General features: G+C 36.1%; 16 protein-coding genes. 9 read left to right on the top strand and 7 right to left on the bottom strand.

Features of this window, described 5'->3' with window-relative positions:
• The 4 genes from H6F62_RS06780 (at position 1) to H6F62_RS20875 (ending at position 8,448) form a co-directional block, all read left to right on the top strand.
• Positions 1-1,137 carry a glycosyltransferase family 4 protein gene (locus H6F62_RS06780; RefSeq protein WP_190371647.1) on the top strand — a complete coding sequence of 379 codons (1,137 nt, stop codon included), beginning with the start codon at positions 1-3 and terminating at the stop codon, positions 1,135-1,137.
• Positions 1,138-1,261: 124 nt separating this feature from the next.
• Entirely contained in the window at positions 1,262-2,512 is a 1,251-nt protein-coding gene (locus H6F62_RS06775; RefSeq protein WP_190371646.1) for an ATP-binding cassette domain-containing protein, read from the top strand.
• Positions 2,513-2,767: 255 nt separating this feature from the next.
• On the top strand, positions 2,768-4,057 hold the full coding sequence (locus tag H6F62_RS06770) for a P-loop NTPase fold protein (RefSeq protein WP_137907399.1): 1,290 nt from the start codon (positions 2,768-2,770) through the stop codon (positions 4,055-4,057).
• Between the two features lie 98 nt (positions 4,058-4,155).
• On the top strand, positions 4,156-8,448 hold the full coding sequence (locus H6F62_RS20875; RefSeq protein ID WP_190371645.1) for a hypothetical protein: 4,293 nt from the start codon (positions 4,156-4,158) through the stop codon (positions 8,446-8,448).
• 404 nt (positions 8,449-8,852) lie between these two features.
• Here the strand turns inward: H6F62_RS20875 and H6F62_RS06760 are convergent, their stop codons facing one another.
• The 3 genes from H6F62_RS06760 to H6F62_RS06750 all read right to left on the bottom strand — a co-directional run bounded on the left by H6F62_RS06760 (position 8,853) and on the right by H6F62_RS06750 (position 11,963).
• The gene (locus H6F62_RS06760) at positions 8,853-10,535 is read right to left on the bottom strand and encodes an NAD+ synthase (RefSeq protein ID WP_190371644.1); all 1,683 of its coding nucleotides are present in this window, start codon (positions 10,533-10,535) and stop codon (positions 8,853-8,855) included.
• 121 nt (positions 10,536-10,656) lie between these two features.
• Positions 10,657-11,403, bottom strand: a complete 747-nt coding sequence (locus tag H6F62_RS06755) for an NUDIX domain-containing protein (RefSeq protein ID WP_137907396.1) — start codon at positions 11,401-11,403, stop codon at positions 10,657-10,659.
• Complete coding sequence (locus tag H6F62_RS06750) at positions 11,364-11,963, bottom strand: nicotinate-nucleotide adenylyltransferase (protein ID WP_190371643.1); 600 nt, start codon at positions 11,961-11,963, stop codon at positions 11,364-11,366. Before H6F62_RS06750 ends, H6F62_RS06755 begins: the two co-directional genes overlap by 40 nt.
• A 375-nt stretch (positions 11,964-12,338) precedes the next feature.
• Between H6F62_RS06750 and H6F62_RS06745 the strand changes: the two genes are divergently transcribed.
• A complete protein-coding gene (locus H6F62_RS06745; protein ID WP_137907394.1) occupies positions 12,339-12,488 on the top strand; it encodes a nicotinate phosphoribosyltransferase in 150 nt (49 codons plus the stop codon).
• 449 nt (positions 12,489-12,937) lie between these two features.
• On the opposite strand, the gene H6F62_RS06740 is transcribed toward H6F62_RS06745, so the two are convergent.
• On the bottom strand, positions 12,938-13,612 hold the full coding sequence (locus H6F62_RS06740) for a tetratricopeptide repeat protein (protein ID WP_137907393.1): 675 nt from the start codon (positions 13,610-13,612) through the stop codon (positions 12,938-12,940).
• 208 nt (positions 13,613-13,820) lie between these two features.
• On the opposite strand from H6F62_RS06740, the gene H6F62_RS06735 reads away from it, so the two are divergent.
• Positions 13,821-14,147, top strand: a complete 327-nt coding sequence (locus H6F62_RS06735) for a YbjQ family protein (protein ID WP_137907392.1) — start codon at positions 13,821-13,823, stop codon at positions 14,145-14,147.
• 71 nt (positions 14,148-14,218) lie between these two features.
• Here the strand turns inward: H6F62_RS06735 and H6F62_RS06730 are convergent, their stop codons facing one another.
• The 3 genes from H6F62_RS06730 to sufR form a co-directional block, all read right to left on the bottom strand.
• Complete coding sequence (locus tag H6F62_RS06730; RefSeq protein ID WP_190371642.1) at positions 14,219-14,479, bottom strand: hypothetical protein; 261 nt, start codon at positions 14,477-14,479, stop codon at positions 14,219-14,221.
• 820 nt (positions 14,480-15,299) lie between these two features.
• Positions 15,300-15,491: a type II toxin-antitoxin system HicB family antitoxin gene (locus tag H6F62_RS06720; RefSeq protein ID WP_190371641.1), complete on the bottom strand. Its 192-nt coding sequence runs from the start codon at positions 15,489-15,491 to the stop codon at positions 15,300-15,302.
• Positions 15,492-15,557: 66 nt separating this feature from the next.
• Entirely contained in the window at positions 15,558-16,235 is a 678-nt protein-coding gene (gene sufR, locus H6F62_RS06715; RefSeq protein WP_190371640.1) for an iron-sulfur cluster biosynthesis transcriptional regulator SufR, read from the bottom strand.
• Positions 16,236-16,467: 232 nt separating this feature from the next.
• Here sufR and sufB point away from each other — a divergent pair, with 232 nt between their 5' ends.
• From sufB to sufD, 3 genes are read left to right on the top strand one after another with little or no spacing between them, the layout of a single operon-like run.
• Positions 16,468-17,907 carry a Fe-S cluster assembly protein SufB gene (sufB, locus tag H6F62_RS06710; RefSeq protein ID WP_190371639.1) on the top strand — a complete coding sequence of 480 codons (1,440 nt, stop codon included), beginning with the start codon at positions 16,468-16,470 and terminating at the stop codon, positions 17,905-17,907.
• 52 nt (positions 17,908-17,959) lie between these two features.
• Positions 17,960-18,745 (top strand): Fe-S cluster assembly ATPase SufC, encoded by a 786-nt coding sequence (gene sufC / locus H6F62_RS06705; RefSeq protein WP_190371638.1) that lies wholly within the window; start codon positions 17,960-17,962, stop codon positions 18,743-18,745.
• Positions 18,745-20,091, top strand: a complete 1,347-nt coding sequence (sufD, locus tag H6F62_RS06700; RefSeq protein WP_190371637.1) for a Fe-S cluster assembly protein SufD — start codon at positions 18,745-18,747, stop codon at positions 20,089-20,091. The genes sufC and sufD overlap by 1 nt, the downstream gene beginning before the upstream one ends.
• Positions 20,092-20,110: the final 19 nt, after the last annotated feature.

Here is a 20,110-nt window from a genome sequence, read left to right as displayed (position 1 = left end):
ATGAAAATTCTATTTTTAGACCAAAGTGGTAAACCTGGTGGTGCTGAATTGTGTTTAGCAGATATTGCTAAACCTTATGGTAAAAATGCTCTGGTTGGTTTATTTGCAGATGGTGATTTTAGAAAGTTACTCGAAAAATATCAAATTCCTGTGGAGGTTTTAACAACTCAACCAATTAATGTTAATAAAGAAAGTGGTTTATTGCCAGCATTAAGCAGTTTAGGACAAATCATACCTTTAATTAATCAGGTCTGTCAACGGGCAAAGAACTATGATTTAATCTATGCTAATACCCAAAAGGCTTTAATTGTCGGAGCAATATCTAGTTTATTAGCTCGTCGTCCTCTGGTTTATCATTTACATGATATTCTTTCTTTAGAACATTTTAGCCAAACTAATCTCCGGGTTGCTGTTAATTTAATCAATGCTTGTGCATCTTTGGTAATTGCTAATTCTCAAGCTAGTAAAATGGCATTTTTAAAAGCTGGAGGAAAATCAAATTTAGTTCACGTTGTTTATAATGGTTTTGAGATAAAAAATTATGATGTTGATGAGTTAGAAGTTATCAATCTCAGGAAAAATCTCCAATTAGAAGATAAGGTTGTGATTGGACATTTTAGCCGTCTTTCTCCTTGGAAGGGACAACATATTTTAATTGATGCTCTTTCCCTATGTCCAGAAAATGTGATAGTAATTTTAGTTGGTGATGCTTTATTTGGTGAACAGGAATATGTGCAGAATCTCCACCACCAAGTAACTGCATTGGGGTTAGAAAATCGAGTTAAATTTTTGGGATTTCGCTCGGATATTCCCCAATTAATGACTATGTGTGATTTAATTACTCATAGTTCTACCGCACCTGAACCTTTTGGAAGGGTTATTATTGAAGCTATGCTGTGCGGTAAACCTGTCGTTGCTGCTGAAGCTGGAGGTGTAATAGAATTAGTAGAAAATGGTATTAATGGTTTTTTAGTCACACCTGGAAAACCTGAGGAATTAGCGCGAGTAATTAATAATTGTCTTCAAGATTCTGCAAAAACGGCGATGATTGCTAATCATGCTAAAATTACTGCTAGTCAACTTTTTGATGTTAATATTATTAATCAGCAAATTCAAAAATTATTAAAATCAATTTAGCAGAACTCAGATCCCGGACTGCTTGGAGAAGTCGGGAATCTGGATTTTGAGAAAAAATGTATACTATGGGTATGGGTGGAATTTTTCCGCTTCTATAAATTAATAAGTGGTCAAGTAAATTGTCGTGGCTAAAGTTGTATTAGAAAACGTTTATAAAAGCTTTCCCTCCCGCAGTGGGAAATCTGCAAAGGGACACACAGACGGTTCTGATGATGTCAGTGTTTTACGACGCATTAATTTAACCATTGCTGATGGTGAATTTATGGTGTTGGTGGGTCCGTCTGGTTGCGGTAAAAGCACTTTGTTGAGGTTAATCGCTGGTTTAGAAGTGATGACTGGTGGTAACATTTCCGTAGGCGATCGCTTAATTAATGATTTACCCCCGAAAGCTAGAGACATCGCTATGGTGTTTCAAAGTTACGCTCTCTACCCTCACATGACTGTATATGATAACATCGCTTTTGGTTTACGTCGTCAGTTTGGTGATCAGGAAGCAGGGAAAACAAAATTTACTCAATGGAGTGAAAATCTATTGGTAGGTTTGACGAAAAAGTTACCGAAAAAATTACGCTATATTTCCCCAAAGGAAAGAATTGTCGCGGAACAAGTGGAAAAAGTTGCAGTTTTATTACAAATTGAATCTCTGTTAAATCGTTTACCTAAACAATTGTCTGGAGGACAAAGACAACGGGTAGCATTAGGTAGAGCGATCGCTCGCAATCCTCAAGTATTCTTAATGGATGAACCATTATCTAATTTGGATGCTAAACTTAGGGCTGAAACTCGTAGTCAAATTGTCAAGTTACAACATCAACTGGGAACAACGACAATTTATGTCACCCATGATCAAACTGAAGCGATGACAATGGGCGATCGCATTGCGATTATGTCAGAAGGTAAGATCCAACAAGTCGCACCTCCCTTAGAACTTTATAACCGTCCTGCGAATCGTTTTGTGGCTGAATTTATTGGTTCTCCACCCATGAATTTTATCCCAGTGGAGTTTCACGCACCTTTAGTAATTAGCCATCCTAACTTCCGTTTTACTCTCCCAGATACTTGGGGAAGTGCTTTACAACCCTATGATGGTAAAACTTTAATATTGGGTATTCGTCCAGAACATTTAACTTTGAGTGTACCTGCTACGAAAAATTTACCAGTAAAAGTGGATTTAGTAGAAAATCTGGGAAATGATACTTTTTTATCTGTAAAAATTTCTGACCCTGATGTACACCATCCAGATGGACAGTCTTTACAGGTAAGAGTTCCACCAGATAGAGTTATCAATGTAGATGAACAACTTTGGCTATCGTTTGTACCTGATAAGCTACATTTTTTTGATACAGAAACACAGTTAGCAATATTTCCCAAATAGAGAGCGATAATACAGCCTATTTTAATTTTAGGTTTATCAAGTACACCCCTCCCCAATCTTTGCTCAGGGGTGGAGTATTTTTGTAACTCAGGAATTTGCAATCTATTGTAGATGGTATAAGATTACACTATTAAGTGCGGAATATCCATTATTGTTCATTATAAATATTGTTTCTTGTTTGATTTGATCATTTTATGTATAATACTGATATATTTATCATAAACGGGTGATTATCAGGATTATCGGGCATTTACCATGAAATTTGATTTAACAAGATTTTATCAAGCTTGTAACCCTAACAAAACTCTTGATCAAAGTAAAGCTGAAGATAGACAATATTACATTGATTTTTCCGAGGTACGGGGTGCAGAAATTATTAGGGAATTTAAAAGAACTATTACTTTACTTTCTCCAGAAATTCCCACTTGTCAATTATTTACAGGACATATTGGTTGTGGTAAATCTACTGAATTACTGCGGTTAAAAGCAGAATTGGAAAACTCAGAATTTCATGTAGTTTATTTTGAGTCTAGCCAAAGTTTAGATTTAGCCGATATTGATATTACAGATATTTTACTAGCGATCGCTCGTGAAGTTAGTCAAAGTTTAGAAGCAGCAGAAATTAAACTCAAACCAGGATACTTTCAAAATCTATTTACAGAAATAGCGGAACTTTTACAAACCCCCCTAGATATTGGTTTTGAAGCGGAATTATCCGTAGGTATTGGCAAAATTACCGCTAAAACAAAGGATAGTCCTAAATTGCGGAGTCAACTGCGACAATATTTAGAACCTCGTACCAATGGAATCTTAGAATCAATTAATCAAGAATTGCTTATCCCCGCAACAGAAAAACTCAAAAAACGCGGTAAAACAGGTTTAGTTGTGATCATTGATAATCTAGATAGGATAGATAATGCTGTTAAACCAAATGGTCAATATCAACCAGAATACCTATTTGTAGACAGGGGTGAACAATTAAATAAATTAAAGTGTCATGTTGTTTATACAATTCCCCTAGTTCTCATATTTTCTAACGCTTTAGGTAGGTTAACAAATCGCTTTGGAGTAGATCCTAAAGTTTTACCAATGGTAGCAGTCAAACAGAGAAATGGTGCAGATTATCCCGCAGGAATCACGCTATTACAAGAAATGATTATGAAAAGAGCCTTTCCCGGAGTTAGCGCAGAAGAAAGTCAAAATTTAATTACAAAAATATTTGATAGTTCGGAAACCTTAGAACGACTTTGTCAAGTTAGCGGTGGTCATTTGCGTAACTTGTTAATGTTATTATTTCGTTGTTTACAAATGGAAGACACACCAATTTCTCGAAAATGTCTGGAAACAGTGATCAAAAAACGTTGTAATGAGTTAAATTTAGCAATTACACCTGACGAATGGGATTTATTACAGGAAGTACGAAAGACAAAAAACTATAGAGGAGATGAAAAATATGATATCCTACTTCGCAGTATGTTTGTATTTGAATATCGAGACGAAAATGGATCTTGGTTTGATATTAACCCAATTTTAATAGAAACCTAGAAATGTAGGGTGTGTTAGCGACAGCGTAACGCACCATTTTGATTTTTTGCAAGCCTCTAAAAACCTAAATATCTTAACTGAAATGAGGAAACCATATCATGAATAATCCAGAAATCTCCCCCGATAATAATCAAAATTCCTTGCGAACGGTATTGAGAGCAATTAATTTTTCTCAAAGTCAATTATCGTTGATTTTTCTCCGTTGTAATTATGCAAAATTACGTCAGCAAATATCAGCACAAATTCATCAAGTTTCCTCTATTCCTATTAAAGAAATAACTTTAACAGCATCTACAAAAAGTTTGTACAATCAAATATCTCAAGAATTGGGAAATGAACAACCACCAGCCTTAATGATTTCTGGTTTAGACTCTGTAAAAAACATTGATGTAATTTTGAATCTGTCTAATCAAATTCGAGAGGAATTTAGAAAAAACTTCCCCTTTCCAATTTTGATTTGGATAGATGATCAAATTCTTAAAAAAATTATCCGCGTCGCACCAGATTTAGAAAATTGGGGGAGTATTCTGGATTTTGAAAATGATGCAGAGGATTTAATTAATCTCCTTCAACAAACAACAGAAGAAATATTTATTAATGATCATATTCCCAGTCCTCAAGTTTACCAAGAAATAGAATTTGCAACTCAGGACTTACAAAATAGAAAAGCAGTAATAAACCCAGAAATACAAGCTGGTTTAAATTTGGCCTTTGGTTTACGGGAATATCAACAAGATCATTTAGATCATGCTTTAAGTTATTTTCAAAAAAGTCAAGAATTTTGGCAAAATAATCTAAATAATAATCTAAATAATAATTTAGAACGTTATGGGATAATATTGGTAAAAATATCTTTGGTTTATACTCGCAAAGCGGAAATTAACAATAGTGAAGATCTAGAGAATTGGCAAAATTCTAGAAATTATTTACAGCAAGCTGTAGAGATTTTTGAAAAAGCCCAAAGATTAGATCTAGTAATTCAATATATCAACGATTTAGGGGAAATATTCCGACATTTAAAAGCGTGGAATGATTTAGAAAATCTAGCTCAAAAATCTCTGAAACTATCTGAAAATCTAGAGACATTTCCTGGAACATCTCTACAACATTCACAAATGTGGTTAGGTCAAAATTACGGTTTTCTCGCAGAAGTAGCTTTAGAAAATCAAGACTATCCAAAAGCAAATCAATACGCACAACAAGCAATAGATATTTTAACTAAAATTCCCAATGTACCCTCCCAAGCATATAGCCAATATCGTTTATTTATGTCCCATTCTCAAGTGGGTTTAGGAGAAATATCCCCAGCTATTCAAACCTTAGAAACTGCTAAAAATCAAAGTTATCATCAATATAATCCTAAACTTTATATTGCGATTTTAGAAAAATTAAGTTTTCTCTATTTCCAAGAAAAACAATATTTAAAAGCCTTTAATCTCAAACAAGAAAAATTACAAATTGAACAACAATATGGTTTTCGGGCTTTTGTTGGTGCTTGTTATCTAAACCCCCAACGTCAAATTATCAATACTCCCTTACCCGGAGAACAGAAGGGAGTCGAAAACTTGGAAAATATCGGTACAATTGCTAGAGAAATTTCTGCTTCAGGAAGAGAACAAGATGTTAAACGGTTGCGGGAAAGAATCGCAGGAACTCAACATAAATTAACTGTAATTCATGGTCAGTCTGGAGTTGGTAAAAGTTCGATTTTACAAGGTGGTTTAATTCCCGCTCTTCAACAAGAACCCATTGGAGAACGGAACGCCGTACCTATATATTTACGAGTTTATACAAATTGGATAGAACTTTTAGGAGAGCATTTAAAATCAAGAAAATCAACCAATGATCAATTATCCCTACATTCCACGGAGACAATTATTCAACAATTGCGAAAAAATGCTGATAAATATTTATTAACGGTTTTGATATTTGACCAATTTGAGGAATTTTTCTTCGTTTATACTGATAAAATCCAGAGAAAACCATTTTATGACTTTTTCCGCATCTGTTTAGATATTCCTTTTGTAAAAATTGTTCTTTCCTTACGGGAAGATTATTTACATTATTTATTAGAATTAGACCGTTTAGTTGATTTGACAGTCACTAATAATAATATTCTTGATAAAGATATTCGCTATTATTTAGGTAACTTTTCTCCCGCAGACGCTCAAACAGTGATTCAAAGTCTCACGGAAAAAACTCGGTTTTATTTACAAGCAGAATTAATTACGGAATTGGTCAAACAATTAGCGGGAGATATGGGGGAAGTGAGACCCATAGAATTACAAATTGTGGGAACACAATTACAAACTGAACAAATTACAACCTTAGCAAAATATCGAGAATTTGGCAATAAGGAAAAGTTAGTAGAAAAGTTTTTAAAAGATGTGATTAAAGACTGTGGTTCAGAACATGAACAAGTAGCGCGACTAGTATTATATTTACTCACAGATGAAAATAATACCAGACCTTTAAAAACCAAAGATGAATTAGTAGTACAATTACCAGAAAGTGAAAATCTGGATTTAGTTTTGATTTTAAATATCTTCGTTGCGTCCGGTTTGGTCTTACTATTACCAGAATCTCCAGCAGACAGATATCAGTTAGTCCATGATTATTTAGTTGAGTTTATTCGTCAACAGCAGGGAAATGAATTATTAGCAAAATTAGCTCAAGCTCAAGCAGAATTACAGCAGGAAAAGGAAGCTAGACAAATAATAGAAACAGCCAGAATTAAAGCTGAAGCACAAATTAAAGAAGCACAAAAAAGATTAAAATTAAGTTCTGGTTTAGCTGCGGGTTTTATAGTAATTGCAGCTATGGCCTCTGTTTATTCCTTCAATCAATTTAGAGAAGCTGATATTGCTAAACAAGCGACAAAACTAGAACAAGGTGGAGTCAATGTTTTAAGACAATTTCAACTCCAAGAATTACCATCTTTAGTCGCTGCTATCCAGAATGGTAAAACTTTAAAAACATTAGTTAAAAACAGTCCCCTAGACAAATATCCCACCACTAGTCCTATTTATGCCCTAAATAATATCCTCGATAATATCAAAGAACGTAACCAGTTTCAGGGACATCAGAGTGCTGTCAATAGTGTAAGTTTCAGTCCCGACGGTAAAACCATTGCTACTGCTTCATTAGACAATACAGCGCGGTTGTGGGATTTACAGGGGAATTTGCTACGGGAATTTAAAGGACATCAGGGTTTTGTCTGGGGTGTAAGTTTCAGTCCCGACGGTAAAACCATTGCTACTGCTTCTGCGGACAAAACAGCGCGGTTGTGGGATTTACAGGGTAAATTGCTACAGGAATTTAAGGGACATCAGGATTCTGTCTTGGGTGTAAGTTTCAGTCACGACGGTAAAACCATTGCTACTGCTTCATCTGACAAAACAGCGCGGTTGTGGGATTTACAGGGTAAATTGCTACAGGAATTTAAAGGACATCAGGATTTTGTCTATAGTGTAAGTTTCAGTCCCGACGGTAAAACCATTGCTACTGCTTCATCTGACAAAACAGCGCGGTTGTGGGATTTACAGGGTAAATTGCTACAGGAATTTCAGGGACATCAGGGTTCTGTCTGGGGTGTAAGTTTCAGTCCCGACGGTAAAACCATTGCTACTGCTTCTAATGACAATACAGCGCGGTTGTGGGATTTACAGGGGAATTTGCTACAGGAATTTAAAGGACATCAGGATTTTGTCTATAGTGTAAGTTTCAGTCCCGACGGTAAAACCATTGCTACTGCTTCATTAGACGATACAGCCCGGTTGTGGGATTTACAGGGGAATTTGCTACAGGAATTTAAAGGACATCAGAGCGCTGTCAGAAGTGTAAGTTTCAGTCCCGACGGTAAAACCATTGCTACTGCTTCTAATGACAAAACAGCGCGGTTGTGGGATTTACAGGGGAAATTGCTACGGGAATTTAAAGGACATCAAAGTGTTGTCACAAGTGTAAGTTTCAGTCCCGACGGTAAAACCATTGCTACTGCTTCATTAGACAATACAGCGCGGTTGTGGGATTTACAGGGGAAATTGCTACAGGAATTTAAAGGACATCAGAGCGCTGTCAGAAGTGTAAGTTTCAGTCCCGACGGTAAAACCATTGCTACTGCTTCATTAGACAATACAGCGCGGTTGTGGGATTTACAGGGGAAATTGCTACGGGAATTTAAAGGACATCAGGGTTCTGTCTGGGGTGTAAGTTTCAGTCCCGACGGTAAAACCATTGCTACTGCTTCTAGGGACAAAACAGCGCGGTTGTGGACTGTACGGAATTTAGACCGAGTACTTAAAGATGGTTGTGCTTGGGTAAAGGATTATTTACACAATCCCGGGATTGAGTTGAGTGATCAAGATCGTTGGTTATGTGATGATATCTGATGGCGTGCCATGGTAATATAGCAAAGCAAGAGGCAATAGACATCTGGTGAAAATTAAATATGCGTGACTTACAACCCTTGTAGAGACGTTCCATGGGTAGGGATTCTCGGCTCTACATTCTTTTCTGGAGATGTCTAATAGTTTTTCAGCGATTTTACATTTTACGTTCCTTTAAGTAAGTGAACGGAAAAAAACCGACATACAGCGTTTTCCGCTCTGATGAGGTACAAAGTTGAATCATGAAACTCTTGTGGTGCGGGCATCTTGCCCGCTAGATATGTACTTCATAACACTGGGAAGTGCTGTAAGTAACGAAAAGTAAAGTTGCCCAAAACCTCTTCCCTGTTCCCAGTTAAGAGTTCCCTGTTCCCTTGTCATAACGACAATTTTTAACGCCAACCCACTTATATATTCCGTAACACAGACCAACTACTAGCAATAGGCATTCTCCAACCAGTCCCAAAAGCGCGGTCAGTGATTTTTAAACCTGGTGCAGCTTGTCTGCGTTTAAATTCCGCACGAGATAATAACTGTAATACCTTATCTACAACTACCGGGTCATGACCTGCGGTAACAATTTCTGCCGCTGATTGATGTTGATGCAGCAAACGGTCGAGAATATCATCTAAAATATCATAGGCTGGTAGAGAATCTTGGTCAACTTGACCCGGTTTAAGTTCCGCACTGGGTGCTTTTGTAAGAATATTTACGGGAATAACCTCTTTTTGATGATGAGAATTTAACCATTTGCAAAGAGAATAAACGCGAGTTTTGGGAACATCTGCAATCACAGATAAACCCCCGTTCATGTCACCATAAAGGGTACAATAACCAACGGCAATTTCTGATTTATTGCCAGTAGATAAAAGCAAATAACCGAACTTATTAGAAATTGCCATTAATAAATTACCACGAATGCGAGATTGGAGATTTTCTTCTGCTATCCCAAATTCTGTACCGGCAAATAAATCATTTAAAGATTGATCAAAAGCTTGCATTAGTTCCCCAATAGGTAAAATCTCGGTTTGAATATCTAAATTGTCTGCTAATGCTAAAGCGTCACTAATAGAATGTTCTGAACTATAGGGAGAAGGCATTAAAATACCAATTACATTTTCTTTACCTAATGCCGCAGTCGCAATAGCAGCAACTAAAGCAGAATCAACTCCCCCACTTAAACCTAATAAGACCTTAGAAAAACGACATTTACGAACATAATCTTTAACTCCTAAAACCAAAGCCTTCCAAATTTCCCCTTCTTCAGATTCATAAACAGGGCAAATATTACCTAATACTAAATCTTCTTGATTTGCATCAAATTCAACAGTGATAAAATCAGATACAAAACCCTCACCACGAGCGATAATTTCCCCTTGTTTATTGACAGCAAAACTGCGGCCATCAAAAATCAAATCATCATTTCCGCCAACCTGATTTGTATAAATAATCGGTTTTTGGAAATTAATAGCACTATGTTTTAACATTGCTTCCCGCAGATTTTGCTTACCAACAGTATAGGGAGAAGCGGATAAATTAACAATTAAATCTATATTGGAATTTACTAAATCTGCCATGGGATTAATTGGGTAACTGCGCTTACCCCAAAATTCCTCATCATTCCATAAATCCTCACAAATTGTCACACCAATTTTCAGATGATCTAATATCAGATAATTGGCTTCTAGTCCATGTTCAAAATAACGATGTTCATCAAAAACATCGTAAGTTGGTAATAGTCTTTTATGAAAAAATTGCTGAATTTTGCCATTTTCTAATAAAGCCATACTATTAAACAAATTTTTCCCTCCAGTTATACCCCCTTGGGAATTTTTCACAACCGTTCCCACTAATACAGCTAAATTTGCAGGTAAATCTTCAGCCAATTTTTGTAATGTCTGATCCATTGCCACTACAAAACTAGGATTTAGTAATAAATCTCTGGGAGGATAACCACAAATTGATAATTCAGGTGTTAATAATAAACGGACACCTGTTAATGATGCTTGTTGGCACATTTCCAGAATTTTTTCAGCATTTCCAGATAAATCACCAATAAGAGGATTAATTTGAGCAATAGCGATTTTCATGATCATCAAAAAGGGAATAGGGAATAAATAAAATAAATCTCATTTTAGACTGCACAAAATCACAATCATCTGTATTTATCAGCGTTAATCAGCGTTTAATCATTTCTACCTCCTTTCTTCATTAAATAAATACTAAAGGTTTATCTTTAAACGGTGCAAATGCTGCTTGGTTAAATTTATATAAACTCGCAGGTCTTCCCGCACCTCGTGATACTTTAATGCCAGTATCTGATAAAAAACCTAGTTTGAGTAACCGCGCTCGGAAATTAGAATAATCGGCAAAGTTTTCTCCTAAAACTGTGGTATATAGTTGATATAAATCGTTGAGAGTGAAGGTTTCTGGTAAGACTTCAAAAGCTACAGGACTATATTCTAATTTATTTTTTAATCTTCTATGTCCATAGGTAATAATTTCATTATGATCAAATGCTAACTGTGGCAATTTTTGCAGAGGATACCAAGCAATACCAGCGACTTTATCAGCAATTAATTCTGCTTCTTCAAATCGTACTAAGGCAAAGTAACTAACTGATAAATAACGAACTCCATAACTAGCAATTTCTTCTCTAGGTTCAGGTCTAGGACTGCTAAAAGTATAAAGCTGTTCTAAATAAAGATTATTTACTTTTATTTTCTCAGCCATGATACGATAGGCAGCATCTTCTAAAGATTCTCCTTGCCTAACTAAAGTACCGGGAAGAGTCCAATAATTTAAACATGATTCTTGTTTTCCTATAACCAAAAGAACTAATAACTGATTTTGGGCAGTATTTACAGAAAAAATCACATTATCAACACCAACTTTAAATTCAGCTAAAGGTTGTTGATTTATGGGGTGGAAAATCTTTTTTTGGTGATGTATTGGCATTTGTATAAATGCTGTTGATGAATATAGGCAACTACGGGAGGTGTGAGAGTATTAATATCTCCTTGTTCACGAAAAGCGGTAGAGGAAACATCTAAACCAATTAAATTAGCAATGGCAATTTTTCCTCCCATTTGTTTAACATTTTCTAAACTTGAATTATCTATGATATATCCTGGTCTGGGAATTATTAGTAGCTGCACTTGCTGTAATAAATCTTGAATATGATACCAGCGTGATAATTGATTTACTAAATCAGCACCAATTACTAAAGTATATTCAATATGTTCACCCCACTTTAATTTGGCTTTTTCTACAGTTTCTAAGGTTCTCCAACTGCTCAAATCTTGTTCTAAAGCAATATTTTTTCTATAAACATTAATATCTTTAATTAACAATTCTAACATGACCGCACGATGAGATAAAAGCGTTTGTTGCGATTTTAGAGGATTATCCGCAGCCCAAACAGCTACCCAATCATAATGTTCAGATAACCATTTAAGAATTACTAAATGTCCCGCAGTCGGTGGATCAGCACTTGTACCAAATAAAGCAATTTTCATGATACTTTCAGGATGTTGCTAGAATGTCTCTTTAGTTTATGGTAATATTTACTATAAATAATGTCAAGCCCTAGTTAATGAATGGTGACAAATTCCCTAAAATCCTATATTTACAAGGGGAATTATCTATAATTTTACGAATAATTCACATTTCTTAATAGTAAAAACTATTATTTTCACCCCAAAATGCCTAATTATAAATTTTCGGTTACAATTAGGAGTAAATCAAAATCATGATTATAAAGTATTGCAAAGTTATCTGAAAAAATATTGTGTTAAGTATAGATATATGGAGAATAGGAGCAAATAAATAATGGCGGTATTATAATGTAAGCATCGCAGATTAAAAAACTGAAAAAAAGAGGCTATAAGATTATGGCTATTTCCAGAATGCTTACTAATATGGCTCAGTTTATTTCTGAAGCCTTTATGCGGATTTTTACCCCTGCCAATGACGCTTATCCTGTGATTGGGGTACAGCCTTTTACCGGTAGTATGTATAAGAGAGGTAGAGCGGCTTGGTAGCTTTTGATTTGATAAAAGTTACAATCTACAACGATCATCATTGATATTAACCAAGGTCAGGTACAATCTATCTTACCTTGGTTTTACCTTATTTAAGGAAGAGGAGATCCCTGTCACCTGTTTTTAAGTATTTTACCGTAATTCCTTAAAAAAAACAAAGATTCTAGTAATCTGTGGATTTCTGTGTATATATTGAAACTTGGTTAAGCTCAAATAGAGCCAGACAATTGGCAATCTCAAAATACATCAGATCAGCTAATGATGTAGAATTATCTAGATAAATTCAAGTTCTATTAATTGGATTAGGATTACTAGAACCATGAAATGATTTACTTAAAATATTTCCTGGCTAATTAGTCAATTAACGTCAATTAACATCAATAAATCCCCAAATTAATCATTAATTATAAATTAAATTAATTATAAATTGGGGATTCAAAACCTAGAAATTACATTTCTCCTAACATTCCTTCCACTCTATTAACACTATCTAGATCATTGCTAAGACGATATAAACTTAAAGCTTTTCGTAAAGCGCTAGTTGCTTGGCTATTTTGACCCTTCTTTTTAAACATTCCTGCCATTAACTCATAAGTGCGGGGGTTATTTTGATTGAGTTCTAGTGCTTTTTGATATGCCCACATAGCAGATTCAAAATCGCCTAATATTGCCTGAGTAACGCCCAAACCTAAATAGGCGTTAATATTATTACGATTAAGTTGAATGGAACGACGATAAGCTTCTTTAGCTCCAGTAATATCCTTTGTAGCACTTTTAATGTAACCCACAGCATAATAAAAATCGCTGTTATTGGGATTAATAGCAATAGCCTGACGATAAGCATTTAAAGCTGAGGGAAAATTTCCTATTTGAGTATATAAGTAGCCAATACCAGCATGAATTCTCGCATTTCGGGGATCTAATTTTGCCGCTTGTTGATAAACAGCGATCGCTCCACTATAATCTTTATTATCTACAAGTCTTTTTCCGTCTTCTATCAAGCTTTTCAACTCTGCATTGTCAGCTTGTGCTAATAATAGATCAACTTTGGCCACTACAGGTGTGCTAGTGAAGAAACATCCCAATAATAAGACAGTTAAGACAAATGATGTTTTTTTGTACACAGTCAATTTCCTTAGATTTTCTTCAATTGTTCTTATTCATACATTAAAACAAAAATATTTATTTTTGTAATCTCTATTTATTCATATTTACATAATATATATTATTATATAATAGTCTTTTCTTAAAATCACTTGACATTTTCGGCATTATAGCAATAGATTAAGACTTTAACCCATCCGTACTCATAAATAATGTTTAAATAAATCTATGATTTTAACTACTACTGACGTTATTCAAGGTGCTGTAATTCAGTCATACTTAGGTATTGTGACAGCAGAAGTTGTATATGGTAGCAATTTCCTGCGGGATTTTTTAGCGAGTATTCGGGATATTGTCGGTGGCCGCACTGGTAGCTATGAGCGTCTCTTTGAAGAAGGACAACGCAAAGCAATGGAAGAATTAGAACAAAGGGCGCAACGTTTAGGCGCGGATGCGATTGTTGGTATTGCAGTTGATACAGGCACAATTAATGTTGATCAATCTGGTGTTTTATTAGTAATTACGGCCACAGGAACAGCCGTAAAAATTCGTTAATATTTCGTTAATATTTTGCTAATTTTGTAGCAAACATTTATTCATCTTTAAGTAATAAAATATTACTGAATCTACCACTTCAAAAATGCTTCCTCAATTCCTTTTTCTCTTCTAACTTTAGAATCAGTTTCAAACCAGGTAATAATTTGCTTTGTCGTCAGTTCCTCAATAGAAACATCATATTCTTGAGCAATATGTTGTAAAATCCGCAAAGAAGAAATAGTCAATCTCGTTAAAAACTTCTCAGGAGAAGACAACAAAGCCGCGTCAACTTGAGCAGATTCTTCAGCAGATAAAAATTGAGTTGATGATTGATTAGGTCCGATATCCATAAAAATTCAAAATTTTGTTTAATCGAGAAATTGGCTTTCTACCATTAAATCATATTATTGTAATCCCTGAGCAATAAAAGCGGAAGTTTTAATACAGTTACCTGGTGGGGAAAGTTGGTTTAATCGCAAGTAAAGATCCCCGACTTCTTACTTTAATCTTTGGTAAATCATGTTAATTTATCAAAGAAGTTGGGGATATACAGCAGTTCCCGATATTATGAAGTACAGATATTAATAATAAAACTCTTGTGGTGCGGGCATACTTCGACCAATCTCAGTACAAGTCTTGCCCGCACTGTACCTCACTCAAACCTACTTGCTGTAAATTTAACGGTAGGTAAATCATTTGTTCGTTTATGTGAAATTATTGATTGAGTGCGATCGCAATTTCCATGACTCATACAACTACTGTTTTACTTTTGTTTTAAGTATTATTGAAAACGGTTATATTATATTACAATGAGTTAAGATATATTTTAGATACTATGTAAGTACAAAATTTGTAGTATTATGATGATTGGAAGACTTAGGAAAACTTAGACTTACTAGCCTTTCTCAGGACAATAATAACCAACAAAGTTTGAATAAAAAATTGAGAATTTTTGCAGACTTTAATAATGCTGATGAAAATGGTCGTCTGCGTTTAAATTGTACTGGTACAATTGAAGATTTAGCACGTCAAAAAATTGAATTATAAGATGGTCAAACCCTAACTTTTTATAGCGAAGATTTAGAACTTGAAGGAATAGTTAAACATTCTCCAGAAGAGAATATTTGGGTGGCGGTAATTGATTGGGATAATATTAGACAAGTGGAAGATTTATCTAAATTGATAGATATACCTATAGTCTTCTAATTCTTCCAAACACATTTCAATAACTTCTTTAATATTATTCATGAGTTCATCAATAGTTTCACCCTGACTATAACAGGCTTTAAGTTGAGTAACTTCACCAATATACATACCATCTTCATCTCTTTCAATTACCACATAAAATTCTTTATTTTTCATAGTTTTCCTGATCCTTATCTGCGTCTATCCGCGTTTATCCGCGTTCAATTACTTCCACCCAACCACCTACCTTTTCTGCACCAAATAACCACAACGATGTTCACCATGAATCAACCAGTGAGTCCGTTCTACAGTACAATCTGGGAGAATAGCCGCAAACATTTCCAACTCATGACCACAAACACTGGGAAAAGATTCCGCAACATCAGAAATAGCGCAGGTATGTTCCACAAAAATGAATCTTTCTCCACCCCCACCACTAGCATCTGACTCCACAGGGTGAAATTCCGCCATAAAACCTTCTTGCTTTCGCAACTCTATCAAAGTTGCGACCCGTTCCCGCAAAGAACCATTACCCACCCGTTCCCGGTATTCTTGGGCTTTGCGTTCCCACTGTTTCCGTAAAATAGACTTTACTTGGTCACGTCCCACAGTTTCGGCTAAGGTGTCCAGAAGAGAAATTGCAAACTCGCCATAACCATCATTTAAGCGGTTAGCGTTTTTTTGCAAGCGGGATCTTCCCTGCTGACTCAGTTGATAAAGGTGCTGCGGTCTCCCCATACTCGGCTGTCCTGATACCGAATACAAAACTAGTTTCTCCGTCTCTAAATCCTTTAAATGACGGCGAATAGCTTGGGGACTGACATCTAAACAGTCAGCCAATTCAAGAGCCGTTGCTTGTGAGTGTTTCAATAGATACTCTAGGATATCTTGCTTAGTTGAGGTCTGCTGGGTAGTCGCCATGTTCTCTACTAGACGCTTCGCAAACGTCCCAAAATAAAATTTTTAGAAAATTTGACTAAAACAACATTCTTGTTGTTAATCTATCGTACAATGAAATGTAGATTAAACAACCGCCGAATTGTTTTAGTCGTTAAGCCTATTCTAGCAGTCTTGTTAGCAATCGGTAATAAAAAACGGGAATTAGCATCATGCAGCCCGTCGCCCATCCTTTAAAGAGAACACAAGAGAACCGATGAGCGCATCTGTCACCACCTTAGTCAACCAACCTTACAAGTACGGCTTTGTTACCGATATTGAAGCTGATACTATCCCCCGTGGGTTAAGCGAAGATGTTGTCCGCCTAATTTCCGCTAAAAAGAACGAACCGGAATTTATGCTGGAATATCGCCTCCGCGCCTATCACCAATGGCTGAAAATGACAGAACCAACTTGGCCTCATGTCAAATATCCGCCTATTAATTATCAGGATATTATTTATTATTCCGCACCGAAACAAAAGAAAGCAAAACTCAATAGTTTGGATGAAGTTGACCCCACTTTATTGGAAACTTTTGAAAAATTGGGTATTTCTCTTTCCGAACAAAAACGATTAGCTAATGTTGCTGTTGATGCGATTTTTGATAGTGTTTCAGTGGCGACTACATTTAAAGAAAAACTCGCGGAAGATGGTGTCATATTTTGCTCTATTTCCGAAGCTTTACAAGAACACCCAGAACTAATTAAAAAATATTTGGGTAGCGTTGTTCCTATTGCTGATAATTACTTTGCTGCTTTAAATGCAGCGGTATTTAGTGATGGTTCTTTCGTTTATATCCCCAAGGGCGTAAAATGTCCTATGGAATTGTCAACCTATTTCCGCATTAACTCCGGTGATACAGGACAATTTGAACGGACATTAATTGTCGCCGAAGCAGATAGTTATGTTTCCTATTTAGAAGGTTGTACAGCACCAATGTACGACAGCAATCAATTACACGCCGCCGTTGTGGAATTGGTCGCTTTAGATAATGCAGAAATCAAATATTCTACCGTGCAAAACTGGTACGCAGGTGATGCAAATGGTAAAGGCGGCATTTACAACTTTGTGACTAAACGTGGTTTGTGTCAAGGTGTCAATTCTAAGATATCTTGGACTCAAGTAGAAACAGGTTCAGCTATTACTTGGAAGTACCCTAGTTGCGTCTTAGTTGGTGATAATTCCGTCGGTGAATTTTACTCCGTTGCATTAACAAATAATATGCAGCAAGCTGATACAGGTACGAAAATGATTCACATTGGCAAAAATACCCGTAGCACAATTATTTCTAAAGGTATTTCTGCTGGTAAATCTAGTAATAGTTACCGGGGTTTGGTAAAGATTAATCCTACTGCTAAAGGTGCGAGAAATTATTCCCAATGTGATTCGATGTTAATTGGTGATAATGCTCAAGCTAATACTTTTCCTTATATTCAAGTTCAGAATAATTCAGGAAAGGTTGAACATGAAGCTTCTACTTCTAAAATCGGTGAAGACCAATTATTCTTTTTCGCTCAACGGGGTATTTCTGCGGAAGATGCTATCTCGATGATGATTAGCGGTTTCTGTAAAGATGTTTTTAATCAGTTGCCTATGGAGTTCGCTGTTGAGGCTGATAAGTTGTTAAGTCTGAAACTAGAAGGTAGTGTGGGTTAAGAAAACGAACCACTCCAGGCACAGAGTACCCAGAGAAAGAGAGGAAGAGAAGATGATTGTTGAGAATAGTGATTTGATTTTGTCGGTTCAGGATTTGACCGCTGATGTTGATGGAACTCCGATTTTAAAGGGGTTGAATTTGCAGGTTCGCGCTGGGGAAGTTCACGCGATTATGGGTCCAAATGGTTCGGGAAAAAGCACTTTTTCTAAGGTTTTGGCGGGACATCCAGCTTATACTGTTACTGGTGGTGAGGTGGTTTTTCAAAACCAAAATCTTTTGGAAATGTCACCAGAGGAACGAGCTAGGGGTGGTGTGTTTTTAGCTTTTCAATATCCTCTGGAAATTCCCGGTGTCAGTAATTTAGATTTTTTACGAGTTGCTTATAATTCTCGTCAGAAATCTAGAGGTTTGGAAGAGGTTGACGCTTTCGATTTTGATGATTTAGTTCAAGAAAAATTGGATATTGTCAAAATGAATTCCTCTTTCCTTGGTCGCAGTGTGAATGAGGGTTTTTCCGGTGGGGAAAAGAAGCGCAATGAAATCCTACAAATGGCTATTTTAGAACCTAAATTAGCAATTTTAGATGAGACTGATTCTGGTTTGGATATTGACGCTCTCAAAATTGTCGCTAATGGTGTTAATCGCTTAACAAGTCCCGAAAATGCCACAATTATGATTACTCACTATCAGCGTCTTCTTGATTATATTGTCCCTGATTTTGTTCATGTGATGGCACAAGGACGAATTATTAAAAGTGGTGGTAAGGAGTTAGCGTTAGAGTTAGAATCTCGCGGTTATGATTGGGTGCTGGAGGAAGTTGTGGGAGTGGGTGTATAATGTCTATACCAATGAATCTGGAGGCTTTTAATGAAACCTCTCTACCAAAAAATTTATTAGATAGAGACGCTTTTTTAAGTGGTTTATTAAGTCGGGTAACTACTACAAAAACAGATAGTTGGTTACAAGATTTACGCGAAGCCGCTGCTAATTGGGTACGTCATTCTGTTGTTCCCAATACCCGCGAAGAAGAATGGCGCTTTACTGATTTGTCACCTCTCAAACAGGTAAGTTTTCATGTAGGGACAATTCATGAACTATCTCTACAAGATGATTTTGTTTTACCTGAAGTTTCTGGGCGGTTAGTATTTGTTAATGGTGTTTATTCACCAAATTTATCTAATACTGAAAATTTACCTGCTGGCTTAATTGTTGGTAATTTGGATGTTTTACCTGGTGAAGTTGTTCAGGAATATTTAGCGCAAGCTGAAGGTGCTAAAGAGGTTTTTACAGCTTTGAATACTGCGGCTTTAAATGATGTCGCTGTGGTATGGGTTGCTAAAAATGTGGTGGTGGAAACACCAATTCATCTATTATTTATTTCTGTGTCGGGTGAGTCTGCGACTATTTCTCAACCCCGGGTTTTAGTAGTAGCTGAAAGTAATTCTCAGGTAAGTTTAATTGAAGAGTATGTTACAGGCAAGATGCCTGTTCCACAAGCGGAGGAGATTTATTTTACTAATGGTGTGACGGAAATCTGGGTACAGGAAAATGCTCAGGTTACTCACAATAGGGTCGTGCGGGAAGGTGCTGCGGCTTTTCACATTGGTAAAACTGCTGTTACTCAAGCCAGATCTAGTCGTTATAATTGTAATGCAGTGACGGTTGGTGGTAAAATCTCCCGTCATAATTTGGAGATCTTACAAACTGGTGAACAAACAGAAACAACCCTGAATGGTTTAACTGTTATTGCTGATAATCAGTTGGCTGATACTCATAGTGCATTATTTTTAAATTATCCCCATGGTGTTAGTAAACAATTACATAAGTGCATTATAGGCGATCGCGCTCATGGTGTCTTTAATGGTAAAATATTTGTTCCTAAACTGGCCCAATTAACGGACGCATCGCAATTAAATCGCAATTTGCTGTTATCATCTAAGTCGAGAATTGACACCAAACCTCAGTTAGAAATCACTGCTGATAATGTTAAATGCGCTCACGGTGCTACTGTCAGTCAATTGGAAGACGATCAAATATTCTACCTGCAAAGTCGTGGTATTGATGAAAATGATGCACGCAAATTATTAGTTAATGCTTTCGCAACGGAAATTATTAACTTAATACCCATTACTTCCTTGCGAGAAAAACTGTTAAAAACAGTCGTCACCCTCACAAATAAATAACCAAAAACCCCACCTGCAA

Origin of the sequence: Anabaena sp. FACHB-1391 (assembly GCF_014696755.1) — a bacterium.
Taxonomy (GTDB): Bacteria; Cyanobacteriota; Cyanobacteriia; order Cyanobacteriales; family Nostocaceae; genus Dolichospermum; species Dolichospermum planctonicum.
The sequence above is the reverse complement of the archived record's forward strand: the minus strand, read 5'-3'. Positions and strand labels throughout refer to the sequence as shown.